The sequence below is a fragment of the Kitasatospora sp. NPDC059803 genome (genome assembly GCF_042732255.1).
Taxonomy (GTDB): Bacteria; Actinomycetota; Actinomycetes; order Streptomycetales; family Streptomycetaceae; genus Kitasatospora.
In genome coordinates, this window is sequence record NZ_JBHWIJ010000131.1 from 1 (window position 1) to 22,140 (window position 22,140).

The 22,140-nt window shown below is 73.4% G+C and carries 13 protein-coding genes, 3 tRNA genes and 2 pseudogenes; 8 read left to right on the forward strand and 10 right to left on the reverse strand.

Features of this window, described 5'->3' with window-relative positions; translation table 11 throughout:
• Positions 1 to 62: 62 nt before the first annotated feature.
• Positions 63 to 2,360, reverse strand: coding sequence for a PAS domain-containing protein (locus ACFV6I_RS21255; protein ID WP_380426964.1), 2,298 nt, complete (start codon positions 2,358 to 2,360; stop codon positions 63 to 65).
• 178 nt (positions 2,361 to 2,538) lie between these two features.
• Here ACFV6I_RS21255 and ACFV6I_RS21260 point away from each other — a divergent pair.
• From ACFV6I_RS21260 to ACFV6I_RS21285, 6 genes are all read left to right on the forward strand, one after another.
• Positions 2,539 to 2,629 (forward strand) — tRNA-Ser (locus ACFV6I_RS21260).
• A 223-nt stretch (positions 2,630 to 2,852) separates the two neighbouring features.
• Positions 2,853 to 2,928: transfer RNA gene (locus ACFV6I_RS21265), tRNA-Arg, on the forward strand.
• A gap of 31 nt (positions 2,929 to 2,959) precedes the next feature.
• Positions 2,960 to 3,035 (forward strand) — tRNA-Arg (locus tag ACFV6I_RS21270).
• A 278-nt stretch (positions 3,036 to 3,313) separates the two neighbouring features.
• Positions 3,314 to 6,364 carry an Ig-like domain-containing protein gene (locus tag ACFV6I_RS21275; protein WP_380426966.1) on the forward strand — a complete coding sequence of 1,017 codons (3,051 nt, stop codon included), beginning with the start codon at positions 3,314 to 3,316 and terminating at the stop codon, positions 6,362 to 6,364.
• A 194-nt stretch (positions 6,365 to 6,558) separates the two neighbouring features.
• The gene (locus tag ACFV6I_RS21280; protein ID WP_380426968.1) at positions 6,559 to 7,833 is read left to right on the forward strand and encodes an SPFH domain-containing protein; all 1,275 of its coding nucleotides are present in this window, start codon (positions 6,559 to 6,561) and stop codon (positions 7,831 to 7,833) included.
• Positions 7,830 to 8,852, forward strand: coding sequence for a C40 family peptidase (locus ACFV6I_RS21285; RefSeq protein WP_380426970.1), 1,023 nt, complete (start codon positions 7,830 to 7,832; stop codon positions 8,850 to 8,852). The genes ACFV6I_RS21280 and ACFV6I_RS21285 overlap by 4 nt, the downstream gene beginning before the upstream one ends.
• 522 nt (positions 8,853 to 9,374) lie before the next feature.
• Here ACFV6I_RS21285 and ACFV6I_RS21290 read toward each other — a convergent pair.
• The gene (locus ACFV6I_RS21290; RefSeq protein WP_380339914.1) at positions 9,375 to 10,340 is read right to left on the reverse strand and encodes an aldo/keto reductase; all 966 of its coding nucleotides are present in this window, start codon (positions 10,338 to 10,340) and stop codon (positions 9,375 to 9,377) included.
• Positions 10,341 to 10,494: 154 nt separating this feature from the next.
• On the opposite strand from ACFV6I_RS21290, the gene ACFV6I_RS21295 reads away from it, so the two are divergent.
• Entirely contained in the window at positions 10,495 to 10,704 is a 210-nt protein-coding gene (locus tag ACFV6I_RS21295) for a hypothetical protein (RefSeq protein ID WP_063348621.1), read from the forward strand.
• A 182-nt stretch (positions 10,705 to 10,886) separates the two neighbouring features.
• Here the strand turns inward: ACFV6I_RS21295 and ACFV6I_RS21300 are convergent, their stop codons facing one another.
• From ACFV6I_RS21300 to ACFV6I_RS21335, 8 genes and pseudogenes are all read right to left on the reverse strand, one after another.
• Positions 10,887 to 11,927, reverse strand: coding sequence for an endo alpha-1,4 polygalactosaminidase (locus tag ACFV6I_RS21300; RefSeq protein WP_380426972.1), 1,041 nt, complete (start codon positions 11,925 to 11,927; stop codon positions 10,887 to 10,889).
• Positions 11,928 to 11,949: 22 nt separating this feature from the next.
• Complete coding sequence (locus ACFV6I_RS21305; RefSeq protein WP_380426974.1) at positions 11,950 to 12,645, reverse strand: spherulation-specific family 4 protein; 696 nt, start codon at positions 12,643 to 12,645, stop codon at positions 11,950 to 11,952.
• Between the two features lie 325 nt (positions 12,646 to 12,970).
• A pseudogene (locus ACFV6I_RS21310) lies at positions 12,971 to 13,618 on the reverse strand (NAD-dependent epimerase/dehydratase family protein); the annotation flags it as partial.
• A gap of 125 nt (positions 13,619 to 13,743) precedes the next feature.
• Positions 13,744 to 14,445, reverse strand: a pseudogene (locus ACFV6I_RS21315) (NDP-sugar synthase); the annotation flags it as partial.
• Between the two features lie 74 nt (positions 14,446 to 14,519).
• Complete coding sequence (locus ACFV6I_RS21320) at positions 14,520 to 15,512, reverse strand: GDP-mannose 4,6-dehydratase (protein WP_063348624.1); 993 nt, start codon at positions 15,510 to 15,512, stop codon at positions 14,520 to 14,522.
• A gap of 204 nt (positions 15,513 to 15,716) precedes the next feature.
• Positions 15,717 to 17,234 carry a hypothetical protein gene (locus ACFV6I_RS21325; RefSeq protein WP_063348625.1) on the reverse strand — a complete coding sequence of 506 codons (1,518 nt, stop codon included), beginning with the start codon at positions 17,232 to 17,234 and terminating at the stop codon, positions 15,717 to 15,719.
• A gap of 73 nt (positions 17,235 to 17,307) precedes the next feature.
• Positions 17,308 to 18,822: a GT4 family glycosyltransferase PelF gene (gene pelF, locus ACFV6I_RS21330; RefSeq protein ID WP_079135759.1), complete on the reverse strand. Its 1,515-nt coding sequence runs from the start codon at positions 18,820 to 18,822 to the stop codon at positions 17,308 to 17,310.
• A 114-nt stretch (positions 18,823 to 18,936) separates the two neighbouring features.
• Positions 18,937 to 21,285, reverse strand: coding sequence for a hypothetical protein (locus tag ACFV6I_RS21335; RefSeq protein WP_380339903.1), 2,349 nt, complete (start codon positions 21,283 to 21,285; stop codon positions 18,937 to 18,939).
• Between the two features lie 581 nt (positions 21,286 to 21,866).
• Between ACFV6I_RS21335 and ACFV6I_RS21340 the strand changes: the two genes are divergently transcribed.
• The coding region (locus ACFV6I_RS21340; RefSeq protein ID WP_380426976.1) for a hypothetical protein at positions 21,867 to 22,140 on the forward strand (274 nt) is incomplete at its 3' end.

Here is a 22,140-nt window from a genome sequence, read left to right on the forward strand (position 1 = left end):
GGGGCTGATCCCGATCTGGAGGTGGTCGCAGGCGTTGGGCGGGAGGCTGGCCGGGAAGTTCTTCAGCACGTATCCCGCACCCATGGGCTGGTCGCGGGGGGCGCGGCCGAGGGCCGGGGGGGGGGCGGTGGGGGTTGGGTCTCGGGGCGGGCGGCGGCCGGGGCGCCTTCCGCGGTGGGCGTGCCGCCCGCCGGGGTGCCGTCGGCGGGGGCGGCACCGGTGCCGGGGCCGTGCGCGAGCGGTTCACGCCCGCCGGTCCGGTGCTGCTGCGGGCGCTCGCCCTCGACGGGGACGGCGTAGGCCGGGCCGGAGCGGCCGTCGTCCTTGCCCCAGGGGTCGCGCTGCGCGCCGTCCGGACCGGCCAGTCCCTGGCGGCCGTACGCGGGGTCGTTGCCGGTGCCGTTCCACTGTTCGGGGACGGCCCGCTCGATCCGGGCGGGGGCGTTCGGCCACTGGTCGGCGGGGGCGTCGGGGGCGGTCCGGGCCGGGGGCGCGGGTTCCTCGGCGGCGGGGCGGCCACGGCGGCCGCGCCGCTCGGCGGCGGGTTCCTCGGCGGGCTGCTCCGTCGCCGCGGCCGGGGTCTCGCGGTCGGGCTGCTCGCCGCCGTCGGCGACCGGCTCGGCGTCCTCGCCGGTGCTGGGCAGCTGCGGGATGCCCGGCAGGTCGGGCAGGACGGCGCTGTCGCCCTCCTTGGGCCGGTCGGAGCGGCGGCCCTCGGCGGCCGCGCGCTCGGCGGCGGCCTTCGCGGCGGCCGGGTCCAACGGCAGCTCGACGACGTACGTGGTGCCGGCCTTGCCGGGCAGCTCGTGCGGCTGGAGCACGCCACCGTGGCGCTCGACCACCGCGCGGGCTATCGGCAGGTGGACGGGGCTGCCGCCGAGGCCGGGCCCGCGGATCTCGACCCGGGCGACCTCGCCGCGCTGGGCGGCGGCCAGGACGACGGTCGGCGGCTCGCCGCCGGAGGGCAGCGCGGTGGGTGCGCCGGGGGCGGCCAGGCCGGGGGAGGGGGCGGTCGGGGCGTCCAGGGCGAGGCCGATGCCGCTGACGTCGGCGACCAGGTGGGCCAGCGCCTGGGCGAGCCGGCGTTCGTCGGCGATCACCTCGACGGCGGCGGCGTGCACCGAGAACCGCACCCGGCCCGGGCCGACCAGCTCGCCGGCCGCCTCGACGGCCCGGCGGACCACCTTGTCCAGGGCGACGGGCACCCGCCGCTCGGTCGGCTTGCGGCGGTCCTTGCCGTCCTTGTTGTCCTTGCCGTCCTTCGCGTCCGGGCCGTCCGCCGGGGCGGTCTCGCCGGTCTCGCCGGCCTCGGAGCGCTGGTGCGCGAGCACGCCGTCGATCAGCCGGCTGAACCGGCGGCACTCGTCGGCGAGCCGGCGCAGCGTCCAGTTGGCCTCCGGCCACAGCTGCCCGGCCGGGTCGGCGGCGAGCGCGTCCAGCCGCTCGTTCAGCGCGGACAGCGCGCCGCCGAGTTCGCTCTCCAGGACGGCGGTGAGGTGTTCGTTGCGGGCGACCAGGGCGAGTTCGCGGCTGCGGTCGGTGAAGGTCATCACCGCGCCGACCAGCTGGTCGCCGTCCCGCACCGGCGCGGTGGTGAGGTCGACGGTGACCGGGCGGCCGTCCTTGCGCCACAGCACGGTGCCGCGCACCCGGTGCTTGCGCCCGGAGGTCAGGGTGTCCAGCAGCGCGGACTCCTCCAGCGCCAGCGGGGTGCCGTCGGCCCGGGAGTGCTGGATCAGCGGGTGCAGTTCGCGCCCGCCCAGCTCGCTCGCCCGGTACTCCAGGATGTGCGCGGCGGCCGGGTTGACCAGCACGCAGCGGCCTTCGAGGTCGACGCCGAGCACGCCCTCGGCGGCGGCGCGCAGGATCATCTCGGTCTGCTTGTGCTGGCGGCGCAGCTCGGCCTCGACGCCGAGCCGGCTGGAGAGGTCGCGGACCAGCAGCAGGAGCAGGTCGCTCGCGGAGGACGGGCGGGACCGCTCGCGGTACGGGTCGTACGAGGTGAGCCCGTAGCCGCGGCCCTCGCCGGTGCCGTCGTCGGGGAAGTCGTTGCCGGAGACCTCGACCGGGAAGCTGGTGCCGTCGGTGCGCCGGGCGGTCATCCGGACCGGGCGGTCGGGCTCGTCGCCGTCGCGGGCGGCCGGGCGCATCGAGCCGGGGATCCGGCTGGGGTCGAACTCGGGCAGGAGGTCCAGCACGCCCATGCCGACCAGCGAGGTGCCGGGCGTCTGGAGCGCGTGGACTGCCGCGCTGTTGGCGTCCACGACGGTGCCGTTGCTGTTCACCAGCAACAACGCGTCGGGCAGGGCGTCGAGTATGGCGGCGAGGCGAGCAGCGCCTCGGATCGGCCTGCTGCTCACGTCGACAGGTCTCCTCGGCTCAGGGCAGCTCCTCCGGAGACGGCAGTATCTCATTCTTCTTTGCGGCGGGGTCGACCCGCCTAGTAACGTGGGCGGTGGTTGGTGCCGAACCCCACGGTTGTGGCATCATCTCAGGCACACGGAACGGGTCCGCTCACGCGGACGTGGTCCCTGTGGAGGAGGCTTCGCCTAGTCCGGTCTATGGCGCCGCACTGCTAATGCGGTTTCGGGGTTATTCCTGATCGAGGGTTCAAATCCCTCAGCCTCCGCAGCCGGAAAGCCCCGTCGACGATCTTGTCGGCGGGGCTTTCGGCATCTCCGGGGCGGTTCCGGGCCCGCCCCGCCGACCTGCTCCGCAGGCCGGGGCCGCCGGGGGCCCGAGCGGCCTCCAGGGGGTCGGCCCGGGGGCAGGGAGCAATCGATTTCGTCCCGCGTCGCAGGTCATGTAATGTTGTCCCCGCAACGCCCCGCTGGCACTGTTCATCAGGGCGAGCGCTCATAGCTCAACGGATAGAGCACTTGACTACGGATCAAGAGGTTGCAGGTTCGAATCCTGCTGAGCGCACCAATCTCCGCAAGATCGGGTTCGCCCGTTCCTTGCGCTCATAGCTCAACGGATAGAGCACTTGACTACGGATCAAGAGGTTGCAGGTTCGAATCCTGCTGAGCGCACCAGCGAGAAGCCCCCGGCCCCCGGCCGGGGGCTTCTCCCGTTTCCGGGCCCGGACGAGGGCGCCGGGTGCCGCGTCCGTTCTGGATTGCGGGCCTAATGGATGAAATGCATCTGTTTCGGGTATATCCCGTCCTGCCGCTCGGATGGCCGCCAAACGGGTGGGACCCGGCCATAAGCGCAGGTGTCGCAGTATGACCGGCTCAGGATCGTGATTCCTTTTTGTCAGATCTTGTGCCCAGACTGCCCGGCACCCCGGCAGCCGACCGTGAAGGAGAGCCGGATGGGCCGACAGTTTCCCCGCACGGCCGCCGCCCTGACCGTCCTCGTGGCCGGGCTGCTGACCGGCTGGAACGCCCCACTCTCGGTGGCCCAGCAGTCCCCTGACGCCTGGTCGGGGGAACGCCGGGCGGTCCTGCCCTCCGGCCTCTCCGTCCAACTCGAATTCGCCGCCACCCCGGGCACCGAGGTGGCCGCCGCGGCCGGCGAACTGGCCGACCGCCCCGGCGGGGGGCGTGCGGCCGGGCCGTACACGGACGGAATGCACCCCGGAAACCCCGCGCAGACCTTCAGCGTCACCGAGAACCGCCCGCAGGCGGACGGATCCTGGCGCACCGTCGGAACGCTCCGGCTCGCCTTCTCCCGACCGGTCCGCAATCCCCGGCTGCACCTCAGCGGACTGGTCGCGCTCGCCACCGGGAAGTCCGGCACCACCAGCACCGCGGCCCGGCTGACCCTCACCGGCGGCTCACCCTCCGCCCCCACCCTGGTCAACCGCACCGACTGGCCCGGCTGGACGGTCGACGCCAACGCCCTCGCACCCGTCGGCGCCGACGGCAGCTCCGACGGCGCGGCCGGCTCCGCCTCCGAGGGCACCCTGGAACTCGCCGGCACCCTGCGCACCGCGGTCTTCCGGGTCGAGCAGCGCTCCACCGCCCGGGCCGGCAGCACCACCACCCCGCCCGTCCTGCGCCAGGCGTACACCGTCACCGTCGACGAGGACCTCGGCACCGCCCCGCAGAACTACGGCAACGCCTCGCACGTGCTCTCCGACCTGTTCCTCGGCGCGGACGCCGCCAACCCGGCGCACCGCACCCGACCCCGGTCCGCCGACGACCCGGGCACGGCCGACCGGTCGACCGGCGAGCCGCTGGTCCAGCTCGACCACGGGGCCGGCCGGCGCAGCGTCTTCACCAGCCCGCCGCCGCCCAAGCTCCAGCCCGGCCGCGCCGAGTACCAGGGCGCCGACCCGTCGATCAGCTTCCCCACCGAGGCCGCGATCGGCCGCTACTACCGGCTCACCGTCCCGGTGGCGGTCGGCGACCAGCCCGCGACCCTGGCCGGCTGGATCGACTTCGACCACAGCGGGCGCTTCGACCCCGCCGAGCGGGTGCAGGCCGAGATCCCGGCCGGCGCCGACACTGCGACCCTGGAATGGACCGTCCCGACCGGCGCCGCCTCCGGCGACACCTGGGCCCGGCTGCGGATCGCCCGCGACGCCAGCCAACTCGTCCCCTCCGGCGGCTTCGCCGACTCCGGGCAGGTCGTCGACCAGCGGATCAAACTGACCGTCGGCGCCGCCCGGCCCGAGATCGCCGAACCCGTCGACGGCGCCGTCCTCGCCGAGGCCCGCCCACGGATCCACGGCGACGGAGCGGTCGCCGGCGCCTCGGTGGAGATCCGGGACGGCGACGCCACGGCCTGCCGGGCCCGGGTCGAGCGCGGCGGCGGCTGGTCCTGCCGGCCCGATGGAGCGCTCACCGCGGGCCCGCACGCCCTCACCCCGGTCGAGATCACCAGCGGTGGCGTGGTGCTGCGCGGCGACGCCGTCCGGGTCACCGTGAAGACGGCGCCGCCCGCACCGCCCGTCCTCACCCTCCCGGAGTACACCAACGACCCGGGGATCCAGCTCACCGGCACCGGCGAGGCGGGCAGCACCGTCGCGGTCACCGACCAGGCCGCCGAACTCTGCCGCAGCGCCGTCCGGGCGGACGGCCAGTGGTCCTGCCTGCCGGTCGAGAACCTGGTGGACGGGCGCCACCTGCTCACCCCCGTCGCGGTCGACGCGGCCGGGAACCGGACGGCCGGGCAGGCGGTCGCGCTGGTCGTCGACACCGTCCCGCCGGACAAGCCGGTGCTCGGCTCGCCGGCCGCCGGGGAGACCCTGCGGGTCAGCCGGCCGACGTTCACCGGGCGGGCCGAGCCGGGCTCGAAGGTGCTGGTCACGGCGCGGGCGGGCGGCTCGGCGGCCTCGGGGCCGGCTTCGGCCTCGGCTTCGGGTGCGGGTGCGGGCGAGCGGACGGTGCTGTGCGGGGTGACGGCGGCGCTCGACGGCAGCTGGACCTGCACCGCCAACCGGGACCTGACGGACGGGCAGCAGTGGCTGGTCGTCACGGCGACCGACCTGGCGGGGAACGGGGCGGCGGCGGATGCGGTGCCGGTGCGCGTCGCGGCGGCGCCGAGCCCGTCGGCTTCGGCATCGGCTTCGGCATCGGCGTCGACTCCTGCGGTGCCGAGTGCGGTGGCGTCGACTCCTGCGGTGCCGAGCTCGGGGGCGTCGGTTCCCGTGCGGCCCAGCCCCGCAGTCTCGGTGCCGACCGTGCCGACCGTGCCGAGCCCGTCGGCGTCGGCATCGGTGCCGGTCGGGCCGAGCCCGAGCGTGGCGGTGCCGGTGTTGCCCTCGGCCGGTGCTTCCGCGCCGGTGGCCTCCTCCGTACCGTCCCGTCCCGCGACGTCGCCCACGTCCATGTCCACGTCCAAACCCACGTCCACGCCTTCGAGCCCGGTCACCTCGTCGCCGAGCCCGGTTGTGGGGGCGACGCCCGTTGCATCCGTGCTCGCGCCGGCGCCGGCGGGGCTGCTGCCGATCGCCGTTCCGGCGGTCGCCCGGCCGCCGGCGGCGGCGGCCGGGCCGTCCGTTGCTTCAGTCACCCCCGCCGTCCCGACCGTCCGGACCGCCCCCACCACCACCTCCGCCGATTCCGTCCCTCCGACGCTCCGTACCGTTCCGTCCCTGGGCGCCAGCCCGTCCCGGGCGGCCGTCGGCGTCATGGCGTCGTCACCGTCACTGACACCGTCACTGACACAGCCTCCGTCATCGACGCCGGTGGCGGCCGAACCGCTCGGGTCCGCCGGGGAGGATGCCGGGCCGCTGCCGGCGCCGCCGAGCGCGTCGCCCGTGGGGGCGGCCGCGGAGGCCTCGCAGGCGGCGGCCGCGCGGTCCACCGCGAGCGGCTGGCGCGGTGGGGTCGCCGGTGGCCTGCTGGTGCTCGCCGGAATCGGGCTGATCACCCGTCGGCTGTTCGCCCGTGGTGACGGTGTCCGGCGGCGCTGACCTGCGCTGAACCATCCCGACCATCCGTTCATGTGCCTGCGCGTCAGGTCGGCTTCGGACGATTCGTCAGCAAATGTCGACACACCTCATCATAAATGTCGCATTTGATGACGTATGAACTTAGCCTGATCTTGGCACTGCCCGTCAGATCCGGGCCGCCCGTTGCGCGACACACCGACCCCGAGGATCCGTGCATGGACGTCACCCGCGATTCTTCGCAGCGACCCGACCACCTGCCCCAGGTACTCCCACCGGCCTTGCCGGAACGTTCCGCCTCCGGCGCCAGCCCGCTGGCCACGGCCACGGCCGTCAAGACGGCCAAGCCGCTCGGCCCGGTCGACGGCGGCCCCGCGACCACTCCGCTGGTCGTCGTCCCCGGCCCGGCCACCGGCGCCTCCGCCGACCTGCGTGATCCGCTGGAGGAGGCCGCCCCGGCGACCGTCGAGATCCCGGAAACCACCCAGGTCGGCGCCCCCACGGCCGCCACCTCCCGCCGCCCCCCGCGCGCCGACCAGGCGGTCCGCGAGCACGGCGCCACCGCCCTGCCCGGCTGGATCGCCCTGCTGGTGGTGCTGGTCGGCGTGGCAGGCGTGCTGCTGATGCTGCTGCGCGACGGCGTCATCCCGTACTGGGACGCGCTGCCCGACCTGCGCAGCGCCGCCGCGCAGGCGAGCGGCCAGGCCGAGGTGGACGCCAAGTCGGTCGCCGCGGTCAGCGCGGTCGGCCTGCTCGTGGTGTTCGCGCTCGCCGGGCTGCTGGCCAACGCGGGCGGCGAGACCCGGGTGCTGACCCGCTGGGGCCGCTACCGGGGCACCGTCCGCCGCACCGGCCTGGTCTGGGTCAACCCGCTGCTGCGCCGGCGCCGGGTGGACGTGCGGCTGCGGCACTGGCGCAGCGAGCCGGTCAAGGCGGTCGACCGGACCGGCACGCCGATCGTCGTCCGGCTGCTGATCGTCTGGCGGGTCAAGGACACCGCGCGGGCGCTGCTGGCGATCGAGGACCACGAGAGCTACCTGCGCGAGCAGGTCCAGGCGGTGCTCACCCGCACCGCGTCCATCCTGCCGTGCGACAGCAACGCGGCGCCCGGGCCCGCGCTGCGGGACGGGCAGTGGTTCGCCGACGAGCTGACCAGAGCACTGGCCGCCGAGGTCGCCCCGGCGGGCCTGGAGGTCTACTCGGCGCAGCCGCTGGCGCTGGACTACGCGCCCGAGGTCGCCGAGTCGATGCGCCGCCGCCGGCTGGCCGACCTGGACGCGGGCCTGCGGACGGTGCTGGTGGACGACGCGGTCGAGGCGGCGGCGCTCGCCGTCCGGCGACTGGAGCGCGCCACCGCCCACGAACTGGACGAGGCCGCCCGCAGCGCGCTGATGGAGCAGCTGCTGGTCGCCTTCGTCGCCCCGGCCGGAGTGGCCGCCTCGGTACCGCCCCCGGCCGCACGGGCCGGGCGGAAGGAAGGACGACCCGCATGAGGATAGCCACCGGCGCGTACGCCGATCCCGGCCTCGACCTCGACGCCGATTTCGACGCCGCCCTCGACCGGGGCCTGATCGGCTTCGAGGAGAGCACCGGCAGCATCCCCGCGATCGCGGGCTGCGGCTGCCCGAACTGCGCGGCCCGGCCGCACACCGCCCGCCCCGCGACGGCGACCGGCAGCAGCCGAATACACCGCGCCGTGCGGAGTACCTGCCTGGCCACCACCGTGCTGGCGGGCGCCGGCGTGGTCGGCCTGACGGCCGGTGCCGGGTCCGCGCATGCGGCGGCCGGGAAGCAGGGCTGGGACGGGTCGAAGTACTGGTTCAAGAACGGCGCCGGCGAGTGGCGGTGGACCAGCCACTACGACGTCTACGCGAACCGCGCCGGCCAGTCCGGCGGCTCGGGCGGCTCCGGCGGTGCCAGCGGCAAGGTGGCCGCCGTGTCCAACGGTTCGGCCTCCTCCGCTTCCTCCTCCGGACTGCGCCAGGGCTGGGACGGGTCGAAGTACTGGTTCAAGAACAGCGCCGGCGAGTGGCGGTGGACCAGTCACTACGACGTCTACGCGAACCGCACCGGCCAGTCCGGCGGTGGTGCGGATCCCGCTCCCGCCCGGCCCGCGGCCACGCCGTCGGCGGACCAGGCACCGGCTTCCGGCAGCGTGGAGTCGGCCATCGACTACGCGCTCGCCCAGCTGGGCAAGCCGTACGTCTGGGGCGGCAACGGCCCGTCCGGCTACGACTGCTCGGGGCTCGTCCAGCAGGCCTACCGGCGCAGCGGGATCAGCCTGCCGCGGGTGGCCGACGACCAGTACGCGGCCACCACGCCGATCAGCGCGGGGCAACTGCGCCGCGGTGACCTGGTGTTCTGGTCGGACAGCGGCCGGGCCTCCGGGATCCACCACGTGGGGATCTACCTGGGCGGCGGCAAGTTCGTCGAGGCGCCCCGGCCCGGCAAGACGGTCCGGGTGTCCACCCTCAACTCGGGCTACTACCCGACCCACTTCGGGCGGCCGTAGCGCCGGGGCGCACCGGGCCCCCGACAGCGGCGTGCTGTCGGGGGCCCGAAGCGCGACCTGATCGTCCCCGCGGAGGGAACGGGTGCGCAGTTCGGGCCCGATCTGCCAATCGGCCGGTGCGCCGTGCGCGTTGGCCGTCTTTTCCGGGGCGGATTCGCCGACCGCCTGGAAAGTCTCCTGGATTTCGTCGAGGGTGCCGGCGCGGGCCCTCGGATCGGCGGGGCCGACGGTCACTCTGCCGGTGTTACCGCCCGGGCCCGGATTGTTTGCGGAATCGAGGGCCGGGCGCGCGTACTTCTTCCGGTCCTCGTCGTCGAAGAGCCCGTCCCGGGCGGGATTTCCGGCGAGGCTGCCCCCGTGGCGGCTTCGGCGTTGAAGTCCTGTTCCGTGCCCGGTCGTTCGTGGGCCAAGGCTGATCACTGCGGCCGGTGTTCTCAGCCGGGTGGGGTTCGCCGGGCACGGGTGCAGGCTGCGAACGGGCCCGGGTGGGGGCGGGTTCGCAGCCTGCGGGGTGGGGCGGGGTCAGGCGGAGGCGGTGTCGAGGAGGGCGGTCTGTTCGGGGGTGAGGCGGAGCGTGGTGGCTGCCAGCAGGGGCGGGAGCTGCTCGACGGTGCGGGCGCTGGCGATGGGGGCGGCGACCGTCGGCCGCCCGGCCAGCCAGGCGAGGGCGACCGTGGCGAGTGCGACGCCGTGTTCCCCGGCGACGGTGTCCAGGGCCGCCAGCACCTTCGGGCCGCGCGGGTCGTCCAGGTAGCGGGCGGCGCCCTCGGAGCGGGCGCTGTCGACGCCGGGGCCGCCGGGGCGGTACTTGCCGGTGAGGAAGCCGGAGGCGAGCGCGTAGTACGGGACGGTGGCGAGGCCGTGTTCGGCGACCACGTCGGCCAGCGGGCCCTCGAAGGTGCCGCGCGAGACCAGGTTGTAGTGCGGCTGGACGGCGACGTACTTGGCCAGGCCCTCGCGGTCGGCGAAGGCCAGCGCCTCGGACAGCCGCTCGGCGCCGATGTTGGAGGCGCCGACCGCGGCGACCTTGCCCTCGCGGACCAGCTCGTCCAGCGCGGTGACGAACTCCTCGACCGGGGTGTCGTCGTCCCGGTGGGTGTAGTACAGGTCGATCCGCTCGACGCCCAGGCGGCGCAGCGAACCCTCGGCCGCGGCCTTGATGTTGGCCGCGCCCAGACCGCCGGCCTCGGGGTGCATGCCGACCTTGGTGGCGATCACGACGTCGTCGCGGTTGCCGCGGCTGCGCAGCCAGTTGCCGAGGACGGTCTCGGACTCGCCGCCGGTGTTGCCCGGGGCCCAGGCCGAGTAGACGTCGGCGGTGTCGACGAAGTTGCCGCCGGCCGCCGCGTAGGCGTCCAGGACGGCGAAGGACTGCTGCTCGTCGGCTGTCCAGCCGAAGACGTTGCCGCCGAGGGAGAGCGGGAAGACGGACAGGTCGGAGGCGCCGAGGCGGACCCGGCCCGGGGCGTCGCTGTGGTTTCCGGTCATGGTCGGATTCAACCGGATCGCACCGGGCGGCATTCCGCGTGTCGGGCGGACTTCACGAGGATGTCGTACCACCGTTGCACGACCGGGTGGTGGGGGTCGCGCAGGAGGGGTCCGGGGTGTCCGTGAGGTGGGCGGATTCGTTAGAGTCCGTGCCATGGCTGACAACGACTACGACCCCGCCGGCAGCACCCAGATGTTCCGGGCGTTCGTCGACGAGACCCCGGCGGCCCCGCAGGCGCCGGGCACCGTCTCCACCTACGGCCGCAGCAGCAGCGGTGGTGGTGGCCGTACCGGCGTGATCGCGCTGGTCGCCGTCATCGTGCTGGCCGTGTTGGGCGGCGTCATCTGGCTGGCGGTCAAGTGATCATCGCGGGGGGGGGGGGCGCGGCGGGGGGCCCCGCGCGCGGGCCGAGGGGGCGGTGGGGGGGGGGGGGGGGGGGGGGGGTGTGTCGGGGGGGGGGGTTCTGTGGTGGTGGGGGGGCCGGGGGCGGGGGGCCCCCCCCCCCGCGACGGAAACCGGTGCACCGAGGACCGGTGCGCCGGCGCTCAGCAGGGCTTGCGCCAGGCGTCCAGGTCGAGCTTCTTCTGCATCGAACTGAAGCCGAGCGACTTGGCCTTGGCACAGAACTGGTCCGTGCCGAGCTTGTACTCGACGTGGAACACCGCCTTGCCCGCCTTGACGAACGGCGCGACCCGGTCGCACTCGTCGAACTGCGAGCACTCCTCGTTGACCGCGAAGTCGAAGTCCGGCAGCAGCGCCGGGATCTGGTCGAGGTCGTTCTTCAGACCGATGGCCAGGCCGCGTTCGTGGGCGAGCTGGGCCAGCATGCGGTTGTACTTGACCTGGTCGTCAGGGGTGAGCGGGAAACCGCTGTTCTGGTTGTAGGCCTCGATGGTGTCCGGCTCGATGGCGTCGAAGCCCTTGCTCTTGCACATGTCGAAGCGGGCCGCCATCAGCGGCTTGAGCTGGTCGAGCTTGCGGATGTCGAACCACTTCTCGCCCTTCCAGCCGGTGTCGGAGCCCTGCAAGGACTTGGCGAAGGCGGCGGAGTCGGGGCGGAAGTTCTCCCAGGAGCCGGCGTTGATGTAGCAGATCACCTTGCGGCCCTTGGCGTGCAGCGCGGCCACCACCGAGGCGTCGTTCTCGAAGCCGTCGATGTCGTAGACCGGGACGTCGACGGACTGGTCGACGGTGCCGCCGAGCTGCCACTGCCAGGCGAGGCCCGGGGTGGGCTGCCAGCGGGCGCCGGCCGGCTGCGGGGGGGTGGTGCCGCCGGGAGTTCCGCCGGGGGCGCTGGGGGTGCCCGGGGTGGTGGTGGCGCCCGGGGGCGTGGTGGCGCCGGGCGCGGTGGGCGAGCCGGGGGCGCTGGGCGTGCCGGGGGCCGGGGGCGTGCTGGCGGCGTCCGACGGGGTGCCCGGGGCGGTGCTGCCGTCCGGGGTGGTCGGGGCGGTGGCCGCGGGCGGGCTGCTCGGGGAGCCGTCGGCCGAGGAGTTGTCGTCGTCCGAGCCTGAGCTGCTGCACGAGGTCGCCAGCAGGGCGGCGGCGATGGTGATGGCGACCGGCAGGAGCCGGGTACGGCGGTTCACGGTAGTCGAACTCCGGATCAGGTCAGGTCAGTTCAGCAGCGGTCAGGCCGTAGGGCAGGGTGCGCCAGGGGTTCTCCCCGGCGCCCGGTACGGCGCAGCCGACGCCGGCCCGGCGGGCGGTGATCAGCGCGGTGGCGTCCTCGGCGTGTTCGGCCGGGACGTCGTACACCAGGTGGCAGAAGCGGGAGGCCGCGTGGCGGCCGGTCCACAGCGGGAGCGTCATCGCGCGGTACGTGTCCCAGTCGCCCTCGAAGGTGACCAGCAGGTCGGCCAGACCGACTTCGGCGTACCCCGGGTCGGGGTGCTCGCCGTGGCCGAAGACCACGGTGCCGCAGCCGGCCGCGCGCGCGGCCGTGGCCAGCCGCCGGTAGTGCGCGAGGGCGCCCGGGTGGGTGGCCACCTGGTCGAGGTAGACACCGGTGATGTCGTGGCGTTGACGGTAGGTCAGGATGTCGGAGACCACCGCCGCGTGCGGTCGGCGGCCGTAGTCGGTGTCGGTGTAGCCGACCAACGGCACTCCGGCCGCGCGGAGTTGGTCGGCGGCCTCGGCGAAGACGTTGTCCGGGTTCTCGCCCGGCCCGTCGGCGAGGTTGAGCACGACGGCGGCGATCCGGCCCGGGTCGGCGGCGGCGACCGCCTGCCAGGCCGCCGGGTCCACCGCGGGGTGGACGTACAGCGGCACCAGCAGGCGGCCGTCGGGGATGATCCCGCCGGTCATGCGACGACCGGTGGGCAGGCGGGCTCGGCGGTGCTGAGCCACAGGTCGCGCAGGGTGTCGGCGAGGTCCGTCTCCGGGTGCCAGCCGAGCTCCCGGGCGGCAGCCGACACGTCGGCCTGCTGCCAGGAGACCGCGGCCGAGCGCTCGGAGCCCGCCCCGCTCTCGTCGATCCGGCCGGCGAAGCCGGCCGCGGCGCCGCCCGCGGCGCCCCCCCCCCCCGGCCCGCCCCCGCCCCCGCCCCCCCCCCCGCGGCGACCAGCCCGTCCGCGATCGCCCGGACCTGCCGGGCCTGCCCGGAGGCGAGGTTGAGCACCCGGGGGAGCGGACGGTCCGCGGCGGCGGCCAGGCCGACCGCGCGGGCGATGTCCCGGGCGTCGACGAAGTCGCGGTAGGCGGAGAGGTCGCCGACCGTGATCACGCCGTCGGCGCCCTCGGGCGCCACCCGGAGCAGCTCGGCGGCCAGCCGGCCGGGCAGCGAGCCCGCCGGTGCCCCCGGGCCGACCGGGTTGAACACCCGCAGGACCACGGCGTCCAGTGCCGAGCCGGCCACCGCGAGGGAGCCGGCCAGCTTGGTCGCGCCGTACACGCCGACCGGGCGGGCGTCGGAGTCCTCGGACAGCGAGCTGCCCGCCGGACAGACGCCGTACTCGCCGGCCGAACCGATGTGCACCAGCCGGGTCTTCGGGGCGCCGAGCTGCAGCGCCTCGCAGAGCACGGCCGGGCCGCGCGCGTTCACCTCGGCGAGCTTGACCGCGCTGCCGGCCACCGCGCCGGCGAAGTTGACCACCACGTCGGGTGCCAGCGCGGCCAGTTCCTCGCCGAGCGGGCCGGCCTGGGCGGTGGCCAGGTCCAGCCGGAGGTCGTGGGCGGGCCGCCGGCCCGCGGTCAGCACGGTGGCACCGGGCAGTGACCGCAGGACGGCGGTGGCGTGACGGCCGAGGAAGCCGTCGCCGCCGAGGAGCAGGATTCTCACGCGGCCCGTCCGTCACTCTGGGCGCCCGCGGTGGCGGGAGCCTCGGCCGTGTCGTCCGGGGCGGTGCGGGCGGCCGGGATCGGCAGCTCCGCCACGCCCTGGCCGGCGCCGGCCGACTCGAAGGGCATCAGCACCGGTCGGATGGACGAGAACTCGGCGTTCGCCCGGTCGTAGTCGTCCGGGCGGCCGATGTCCAGCCAGTAGCCGCCGAAGTCGTAGGCGGCGGGCGGGGTCTTGGCGGCGAGCAGGTCCAGCACCAGCTCGTCGAAGCCCAGCGGCAGGCCGGGGGTGTACTTGGCGAGTGCCGAACGGGACACGCCGTACACGCCCATCGAGACGCGGTAGTCGATGCTCGGCTTCTCCTGGAAGCCGGTGATGCTGCCGGACTCGGCGGTCAGCACGCCGAAGTCGATCTTCACCTGACGGGCGTAGGTGGCGATGGTGAGCGGCGCCCCGGACGCCTCGTGGTGCTTGAGCACCCCGGCGAAGTCCAGGTCGGTGAGGATGTCGCCGTTCATCACCAGGAAGTGCTCCGGCAGGCGGTCCTGCATGGTGAGCAGCGGGCCCATGGTGCCGAGCGGGCTGTCCTCGACGGCGTAGCCGACCCGCAGCCCCCACTGGGAGCCGTTGCCGACGTACGCGCGGATGATGTGGCCGAGGTGGCCGATGGCCAGGGTGACGGTCTTGAAGCCCGCGGCGGCGAGCTGGCGCATCACGATCTCCAGGATCGCGTGCTGGTCGCCGATCGGGACGAGCGGCTTGGGAAGGGCGGTGGTGTACGGGCGGAGGCGGACGCCCTTACCGCCGGCCAGGATCACTGCATGCATGGTGTTTCCCCCACGGAAAGGATGTGCAGGACACGAACCTTGGTTACCAGGACGGGCATTGATCGGTACGGCGGTCAGACGTTGTAGATGTCGGTCTTGTAGCGGGCCAGGTTGGCCGGGTCGCGGAAGAACTCGATGGTCTGCTCCAGGCCCTGCTCCAGGGTGAACTGGGGGGCCCAGCCGGTGGCCTCGCGCAGCCGGGTGGCGTCCGCGACCAGGCGCATGACCTCGGAGTTGGCCGGGCGGATGCGCTGCTCGTCCTCCTTCACCAGGAGGTCGACGCCCATCAGCTTGCCGACCAGGGAGACCAGGTCGCCGACCGAGATCTCGCCACCGGTGCCGGCGTTGAAGGTCCTGCCGACCACGGTCTCGGCGGGAGCGGTGCCGACCGTGCGGAACGCGTGCGCGGTGTCCTTGACGAACATGAAGTCGCGGGTCGGGCGCAGGTCGCCGAGGGTGATCTCGGTCTCGCCGGCGGCGACCTGGGCGATCACGGTCGGGATGACGGCGCGCATCGACTGGCGCGGGCCGAAGGTGTTGAACGGGCGCAGGGTGACGACCGGGGTCTCGAAGCTGGCGTGGTAGCTGTCGGCCAGCCGGTCCCCGCCGGCCTTGGAGGCGGCGTACGGGGACTGGGTGTTGATCGGGTGGTCCTCGGTGATCGGCACGGTCTGCGCGGTGCCGTACGTCTCGCTGGTGGAGGTGTGCACCAGGCGCGGGATCTCCTGGTGGCGCACCGCCTCCAGCACGTTCAGGGTGCCGGTGACGTTGGTGTCGACGTACGAGTGCGGGGCCAGGTAGGAGTACGGGATCGCTATCAGGGCGGCCAGGTGGTAGACGGCCTCGGTGCCCTTGACCAGGCCGTTGACCGAGCCCGGGTCCCGGACGTCGCCGAGGACGATCTCGACCGAGTCCAGCACCTCCTTGGACAGGGTCTCCAGCCAGCCGAAGGACGAGAAGGAGTTGTACTGGACCATCGCCCGGACCTGGTGCCCGTCGGCGACCAGGGACTCGACGAGGTGGGAGCCGATGAAACCCTCGGCTCCGGTGACCGCGACGCTGCTCATGCGTGATTCGCTCTCTCGATTTTGGGAACGGCCGGACTCCCGGTGGCGACCGGCCGGTGGTGGTTCAGCTGTGCCGTGAAGCGTGTTGAGGTGAAGCGCGTTCGGGTGAAGCGTGTTCGGGTGAAGCGCGTTGTGGAGCGTGTTCGGTGAAGCGGGTCCAGCGGTGCACGCGAATTGGGCGTGCGTGATTTCGGTGTTCGGTGTTCAGCGGTGCTGGGTGGTGCGGCCGAGCGCAGGCCCGGCGATGGCGGTGAGGAGCAAGGCGGCCGCCCCGCAGCCGATCAGCTGCAGGACGATCGGATCCGCACCGGTCAGCAGCCCGGCGCTCTCGGCACCCGCGGCGGCCAGACAGATGAGGGCGGTGCTCCAGCTGAACCCGAAGGCGTTCAGCAGCAGCGCCAGCCAGAGCGAGCCGCCGAGGAGCAGCATCGCGCCGAGCTGCGGCACGCCGAGCGCGGGGGCGCCGGGCCACAGCACGGTCGTGGCGGCGTCCAGCGCGGCCACGGTGGTGAGGTAGATGAACAGGCAGCCGAGCAGGATCCCGCCGGTGCGGCGGGTGAACTGCCCGCTGGTGTGACTGGTGCGCAGTGCGGCCACGGCCATCGCCCGGTAGCGGAAGAGCAGCCACTCGGCGAGACCGAGACTGAGCGTCAGCGCGATCATGGCCGGTCCGGTCGGGGTGGCCTTCGCGCCGTGCGCGGCACCCGTCTGCACCGCCTGGTGGATGGTCTCGCCGAGACCGGCGATCAGCGTGAGGGTGCCGCACGCCAGGCCGAACAGCAGGTGCGGGACCTCCTGGCGGATCGGCAGTTTCAGCTCGACGGACTCCTTCTCGCCGCCCCGGATGCAGAACAGCAGCTCCCGGGCGGCCAGGCCGACCGCCAGCACCAGCGAGACGAGCAGCACGACCGTCCGCACGACCTGCGGGACGTCCGCGGCCAGCACCACGCCCGCGCCCACCGAGGCCGGAACCAGCGCCAGCAGCAGGAACTTCTCCCGCCCCAGCACCAGCAGGACGGTGGCCGCGCCCAGGTACAGCGACTGCCCGGCGGCGAAGAAGAGCGCGCCCAGCGGCCCGCCGACCACGTACGCCGCGGCGGACGCGACCAGTGCGCCCAGCGGCGCCCCGAGGGCCAGGCAGATCGCGGCCTCGCGGCGCCGCAGCCGGCCGAGCCAGCGGTACGAGCGGTGTGCCAGCGCCTGGTTGAAGCCCCAGCTGACCAGCGTCGCGACGGACAGCGCGAGCATGCCGGAGGGCAGGCCGAACCGCATCCGGGTGGCCGCGAACAGGTTGGCGCCGAGCAGGTAGCCGAGCCCGGGCAGGGCGAACACCAGGCCGCGCACGACGCAGCGCCAGGGGTCGGCCCGCCACGGGTTGGCGAACTCGGAGCTCGGGCCGGGGTAGCGGCGCTCGACCTTCTCGAACAGCTCCTCGGCGAGGGTGAACGAGTCGGGGCGGCCGTACAACAGGGCGGCCTGCTCGTCGGAGAGGCCGTCGGACTCCAGGAACGCGGCGATCTCGTACGGGTGGACGGCATCGGCGCAGATGTCGTGCAGCCGCTCGGCGAGCTCGTCCAGCGGGTCCGCGGAGAGGTCGAGCTGCTCCTCGGGCTCGGGCTGGGCCGACGGGGTGGGGCGGCGGCGCTTGAGCGGCAGGGTGCGCAGCTGCATCGTCCGCTCGGAGCCGCCCTCGTCCTCCACGAGCCGCAGGGGGCCACTCATGCTCCCACCCCGCTGCGCTCGGTGGCCGCTTCGCGGTACACGCACCTGTCGATGGTTCTCTCGCTCCGCTCGTTCACGCGCCCACCTCGCTGTGCTGGGGCTGGGCGGCGGCGAGCTGCTGGTCCCAGTCGGTGGTGGGGGTCTGGTCGGTGACGGCCACCACGCCGTCCGGCATCCAGCGGGCGGTGCCGAGGAGTTCGGTGTAGATGCCCCGGAAGCCGTCGATGTTCTGGCGGAGCGTGAACTGTTCGATGACCCGCAGCCGGGCCTGTTCGCCCAGGCGGGCGCGCCGCTCGGCGTCGCGCAGCAGCTCGATCGAGGCGGCCGCCATCGGTTCGGGTTCGCGGGGTGGGACGACGAGTCCGGTGTCGCCGACGGCTTCGCGGACGCCGCCGACGTCGGTCGAGACGGTCGCGCGGCCGCAGGACATCGCCTCGATCAGGGTGAACGGGAAGCCCTCGCTGATGCTGGAGAGCATGACCACGTTGCCCGCCGCGTACGCGTCGGTGATGTCGGCGACGCGGCCCTCGAAGGCCACCGAGTCGGCGATGCCGAGTTCGGCGGCCAGGGCTATGCAGCCGTCCCGGTAGGCCTCGCCGCCCTTGGGAGTTCCGCCGAAGAGCCGCAGCCGCGCCTCGGGGATCTCACGGTGGACGATGGCGAAGGCCCGGATCAGCGTCTCCAGGTCCTTGATCGGGTCGACCCGGCCGGCCCAGCTGAGGGTCGGCGTCTCGGGTTCGGGCCCGGCGGGCGGGAAGGCCGCCGGGTCCACGCCGTTGTAGACGGTGCGGATGTGGGCGGACGGCGTGCCGCCGCGCTCCTCCCAGCGCCGGTTGTACCGGTTGCCGGGGGTGACCAGCGCGGCCTGCCGGTAGCTCTCCTCGGCGAGCATCCGGTAGAAGCCGAGCAGCAGCGCCTTGACCGGCCAGCGGTACGGGCCGGTGCGGTAGCCGAGGTAGCGCTCGCGCAGGTAGATGCCGTGCTCGGTGAGCAGAAACGGTACGCCGTACTGCTGGGCGGCGATCAGCCCGGGCAGGGTGGCCAGCCCGCCGCTGGCGGCGTGCGCGACGCCGCCGGTGGGCGGTTCGACCGAGAGCGGCCGTAGGGCGTGCTCCAGCAGGTCGGTGGCGTTCAGGGCGTCGTGCATGGTGGGCCGGGAGACGGCCGTGGGCAGGTAGTCCCGGGTCCAGACGTGCTGGAGGGTGCGCAGGGCGCGCTCGCTGCGCAGCGCCGGGCTGAGCAGCCCGCGCCGGGCGAGGTCGGCGAAGCCGTACAGCTCGGTGCCGAAGTGGGTGGTGTAGACCGGATCGAGGATGGAGTGGAGGAAGCGCTCGTACGCGTTGAGGAAGCGCCGCATCTCCTTGCCGCGGGGCGGTCCGGCCTCGGAGGCCGGGCCCCACAGCGGTGCGGTCGTGACCGACCGCACGTTGGCGGGCAGCTCCCAGGCCAGCGGCTCCTGGCCGGTACCAGTGACGGCGATGACGTCGAAGTCGACGTCCGGCATGCCTTGAACGAGCTGGTCGCACCAGACACTCACACCGCCGTGCTGGTGCGGATACGTCCCCTCGGTGAGCAGGGTGACGCGCATCTCCTGTCCCCCCTCCTGTTCCTTGCTTCGGTGTCCGGTCTGGGTGGCCGGAACGGGACCCGAGGCAGGGCCGGACCGGGCGACCGGCCCGGCCCTGCCATCGGATGCTGCGGGCTACCGGTTGCCGGAGCGTCCGGTGGTACTGGTGCCGAGCGAGGCCGCCCCCCCGGTGGCCTTACCGCTCTTGGCGGCGGCGGTGCCGCCGTTGCCGTTGGTGGCGACGTCCTTGCCGGGCACCGGGGTTCCGCTACCGGGGACCAGGGTCGGGGCGCTGGTACGACCGGTGTCGCTCGGGCCCACCGGGACGGGAGTGGCGACGCCCTGCGGGACGACCTTCTTGTCCGCCGGGGCCGGGGCCGGGACGGACTTGGCCGCGACGCCGGGGGCGACGGCGGCCGGGGCGGCCGGGGTGCCGGCCGAGGGGAGCTGCAGGGAGACGCTGCTCTGCAGGGTGCCCGGGGACACCCAACCGGAGATCGTACCGGCGTAGGACGAACCGAAGGCGGTCGATCCGATGACCAGCTTCTGAGAAGTTCCGGTCGGCATGGTGGCCTGGACCTGAACACCGGCCGGAGCGTTGACCGTGACGGTGTTGCCGACCCGGTAGCCGGTGACCTGGCCGGCCGAGACGGCCGAGTTCCAGGCGGCGCGGCGCTGGAACTCCTGGCCGATCTCGCGCTCGCCGAGGTTCACGATCGGGGTGTTGTCGGCGTGCAGCGACCGGTAGGTGCCGAGGATCTTCTCCAGCACCGGGTAGAGGATCCGGTCCTCGGACAGGTTCGACTGGTGGATGAAGTGCGGCCGCGGGTCGTTGCTCAGCACGTGCCCGAGGTCGATCCGGGCCTCCAGCGGCACGATGTACGACTGGAAGCCGGTGTTCGCGTCCAGCGGCTGCGTCAGGCAGGTGGAGTTGGCGTTGTTCTCACAGACGCCGCTGCCGCCGTTGGCCTTGCTGGTGTAGATCCAGTTGTACTCGTCGGCCTCCTCCTTCGCCGTGCCGGCGTTGTAGAAGACGTTCATCGGGTAGCGCGGCACGGTCAGCGTGGACGAGCCGACGGCCCGCTGGGCGGGCTCGCGGGAGGCGTCGCTGCCGGTGAACTTGATGCCGTTGGCGGCCAGCGCCGGCGCCAGGTTCGGGTTGTCGCTGGTCTCCTGCGGGGCGGTCAGCAGACCGGAGTGCTCGCCGGTGACCAGGGCCTGCGGGTCGACCTTCAGGCCGTTCTTGGCGGCCCAGTCGAAGTTGTCCTTGATCTGGCCCGAGATGGTGTTCTGGTCGGTCCAGACGGTCTTGCCCGCGGAGTCCTTGGTGCAGCGCCACGGCACCACGGTGACGTCCTGGACGCAGCCCAGGTACGGGTGGCTGTAGGTGTGGTTGACCCAGCGGTAGCTGTTCTGGTCGGCGATCATCTGGTTGACCGTGGGGTCCACCGTGGTCTGGTGGTCGGCCTTCCAGTCCTCGCTGCCGCCACCGTTGAACACCATGTCCAGGGTGAAGTTGTTGGCGGTCTGCCACTGCTTGAGGTGCTGGGCGTCGTCCGGCGTCATCCGGATCGGGTTGGCCGTGTCCGGGGTGCCGGGCGGGCAGGTGACGTCGCCGGGGGTGCACTTGAGCACGGTGTCCCAGCGGTCGTCGGCCAGGAAGACGTCGTCCACGTGGGCCGCGAAGTAGTTGCGGTCGTAGCCGAGGTGGACGCCCTGGGTGATCCAGTCGACCATGCCGCGGGCGAGCAGGCGGTACTGCTGCTGGTACTGGTTGTAGACGAACGTGACGACCAGTTCCTTGCGGCCGTCGTGCGTGTACTCGCCGACCAGTGAACCGCGCGAGGTGGTGCTCGGGATCGCGGCGTCGACCAGCGGGACGAACGAGGCGCCGGCCGGCAGGTTGGCCAGTGGCGTGGCCAGGTAGCCGTAACTCTCGCTGACGGTCGGATCGTTGTCCTCGAACGGCACGCTGCCCTTGAGGTACCCGAACGGGCCCGAAGTGCCGGCCGTGGTGGTGGCGCCCTGGAATCCGTCCAGCGTGCCGTAGTAACCGGGATTCACCGCGTAGTTCAGCCCCACCGCAGGACTGGCGAACGTGTACGCGTCGATCTGCCGGATTCCGAATGCAGCTTCGTAGCCCGCGATGGCCGTCATCTCGGCCGCACTGTTGGGGAAGGGGTTTTCGTTGGGAAGGACGATGCCCTGGTACTTCCCGCGGGGCTGGCCGTTCACCGTGTCGCTGAGGAAAGCGGAGTTGATGATGGGACGGTTGGTGTCGTTGAGGTTGACGACCTTGTACGGGGTGCCCTGGTTCTTGAGTTCGGCGGTGATCGCCGCGACCGACGGGCCTCCGTCGTCGATGACCAGGATGGTGAGGTCGATCCTGGGCGGCGTGTCGCCGTGGGCCAGGGTGGTCTGCAGGCCGCTGGCCAGCAGAACTGCCGCCGCGCACGCGGCAACTCTTCGGGTCGCTCGACCCATGGTGATCCTCCCCTTGGGTAGGCGCCTCGCTGCTCAGCGCTCGCCTGCCCTGTAGCTGTTCGCGGGCAGCAGGCTGCCCGGCGCCCATCCTGGTCGAGGGGGGCCTCTGCGAGGGACCAATTGGGCGAGAGTGCAGCGAACCTGTTACCAACGTTCATGGCGAAGCCATGAAGGCGCCGATTGTGACCGGAACCGGACCGGCCATGCAAATAATGAATTGAGAATGAAAAAGCGGAAGCTGAGAGCTACACCTGGTTACCGCCCGTGCGGCTTGGGCGGACCACCGGACACCTGCACTGTCGTCGTCGCGCATGACACTCTTGCACATCTTGCCGACGCCTTGGGCAGGTTCATGCAATATCGGGCACCGCTGTGCCATGTGACAGTCCGAATATGCAATGGAGGTGCACGCGCGGCCGATCGGCGGACCGAGTCCGGTGCAATCGGGGCCGGGCGGAAAGCGGCGCCGGAGCCGGTCGAACGGCGCTGGTCGGGCGCAGTCCCGGGCTGCCGCGGTAAGGCCAACGCCCGTGATCCCGGCGGCTATTGGACGGCCGGGCGGGCGGGCGCCGCGGTGTGCTGTGGCCCTGTGCAGTGATGGCCTGAACCATGTCGTTGCCGACGACTTCGGCCCCCGCGCGCACGCCGTCGGCGCCGACCGCGGAACCGTCCTCGCCGACTACCTGCGCGTCGTCGAACGCGCCGCCGAACTCGTCGTCGAACGCGCCGCCGCAGTGGTCGGCCGGGCGATGGACGACGCCCGGGCGGGGGGGGGGGGGGGCCCCCCCGCGCGCGGCCGCGCGGGGGGGGGCCCCGGGGCGGGGGGCCCCCCGCGCGGGGGGCGCCCCCCCCACC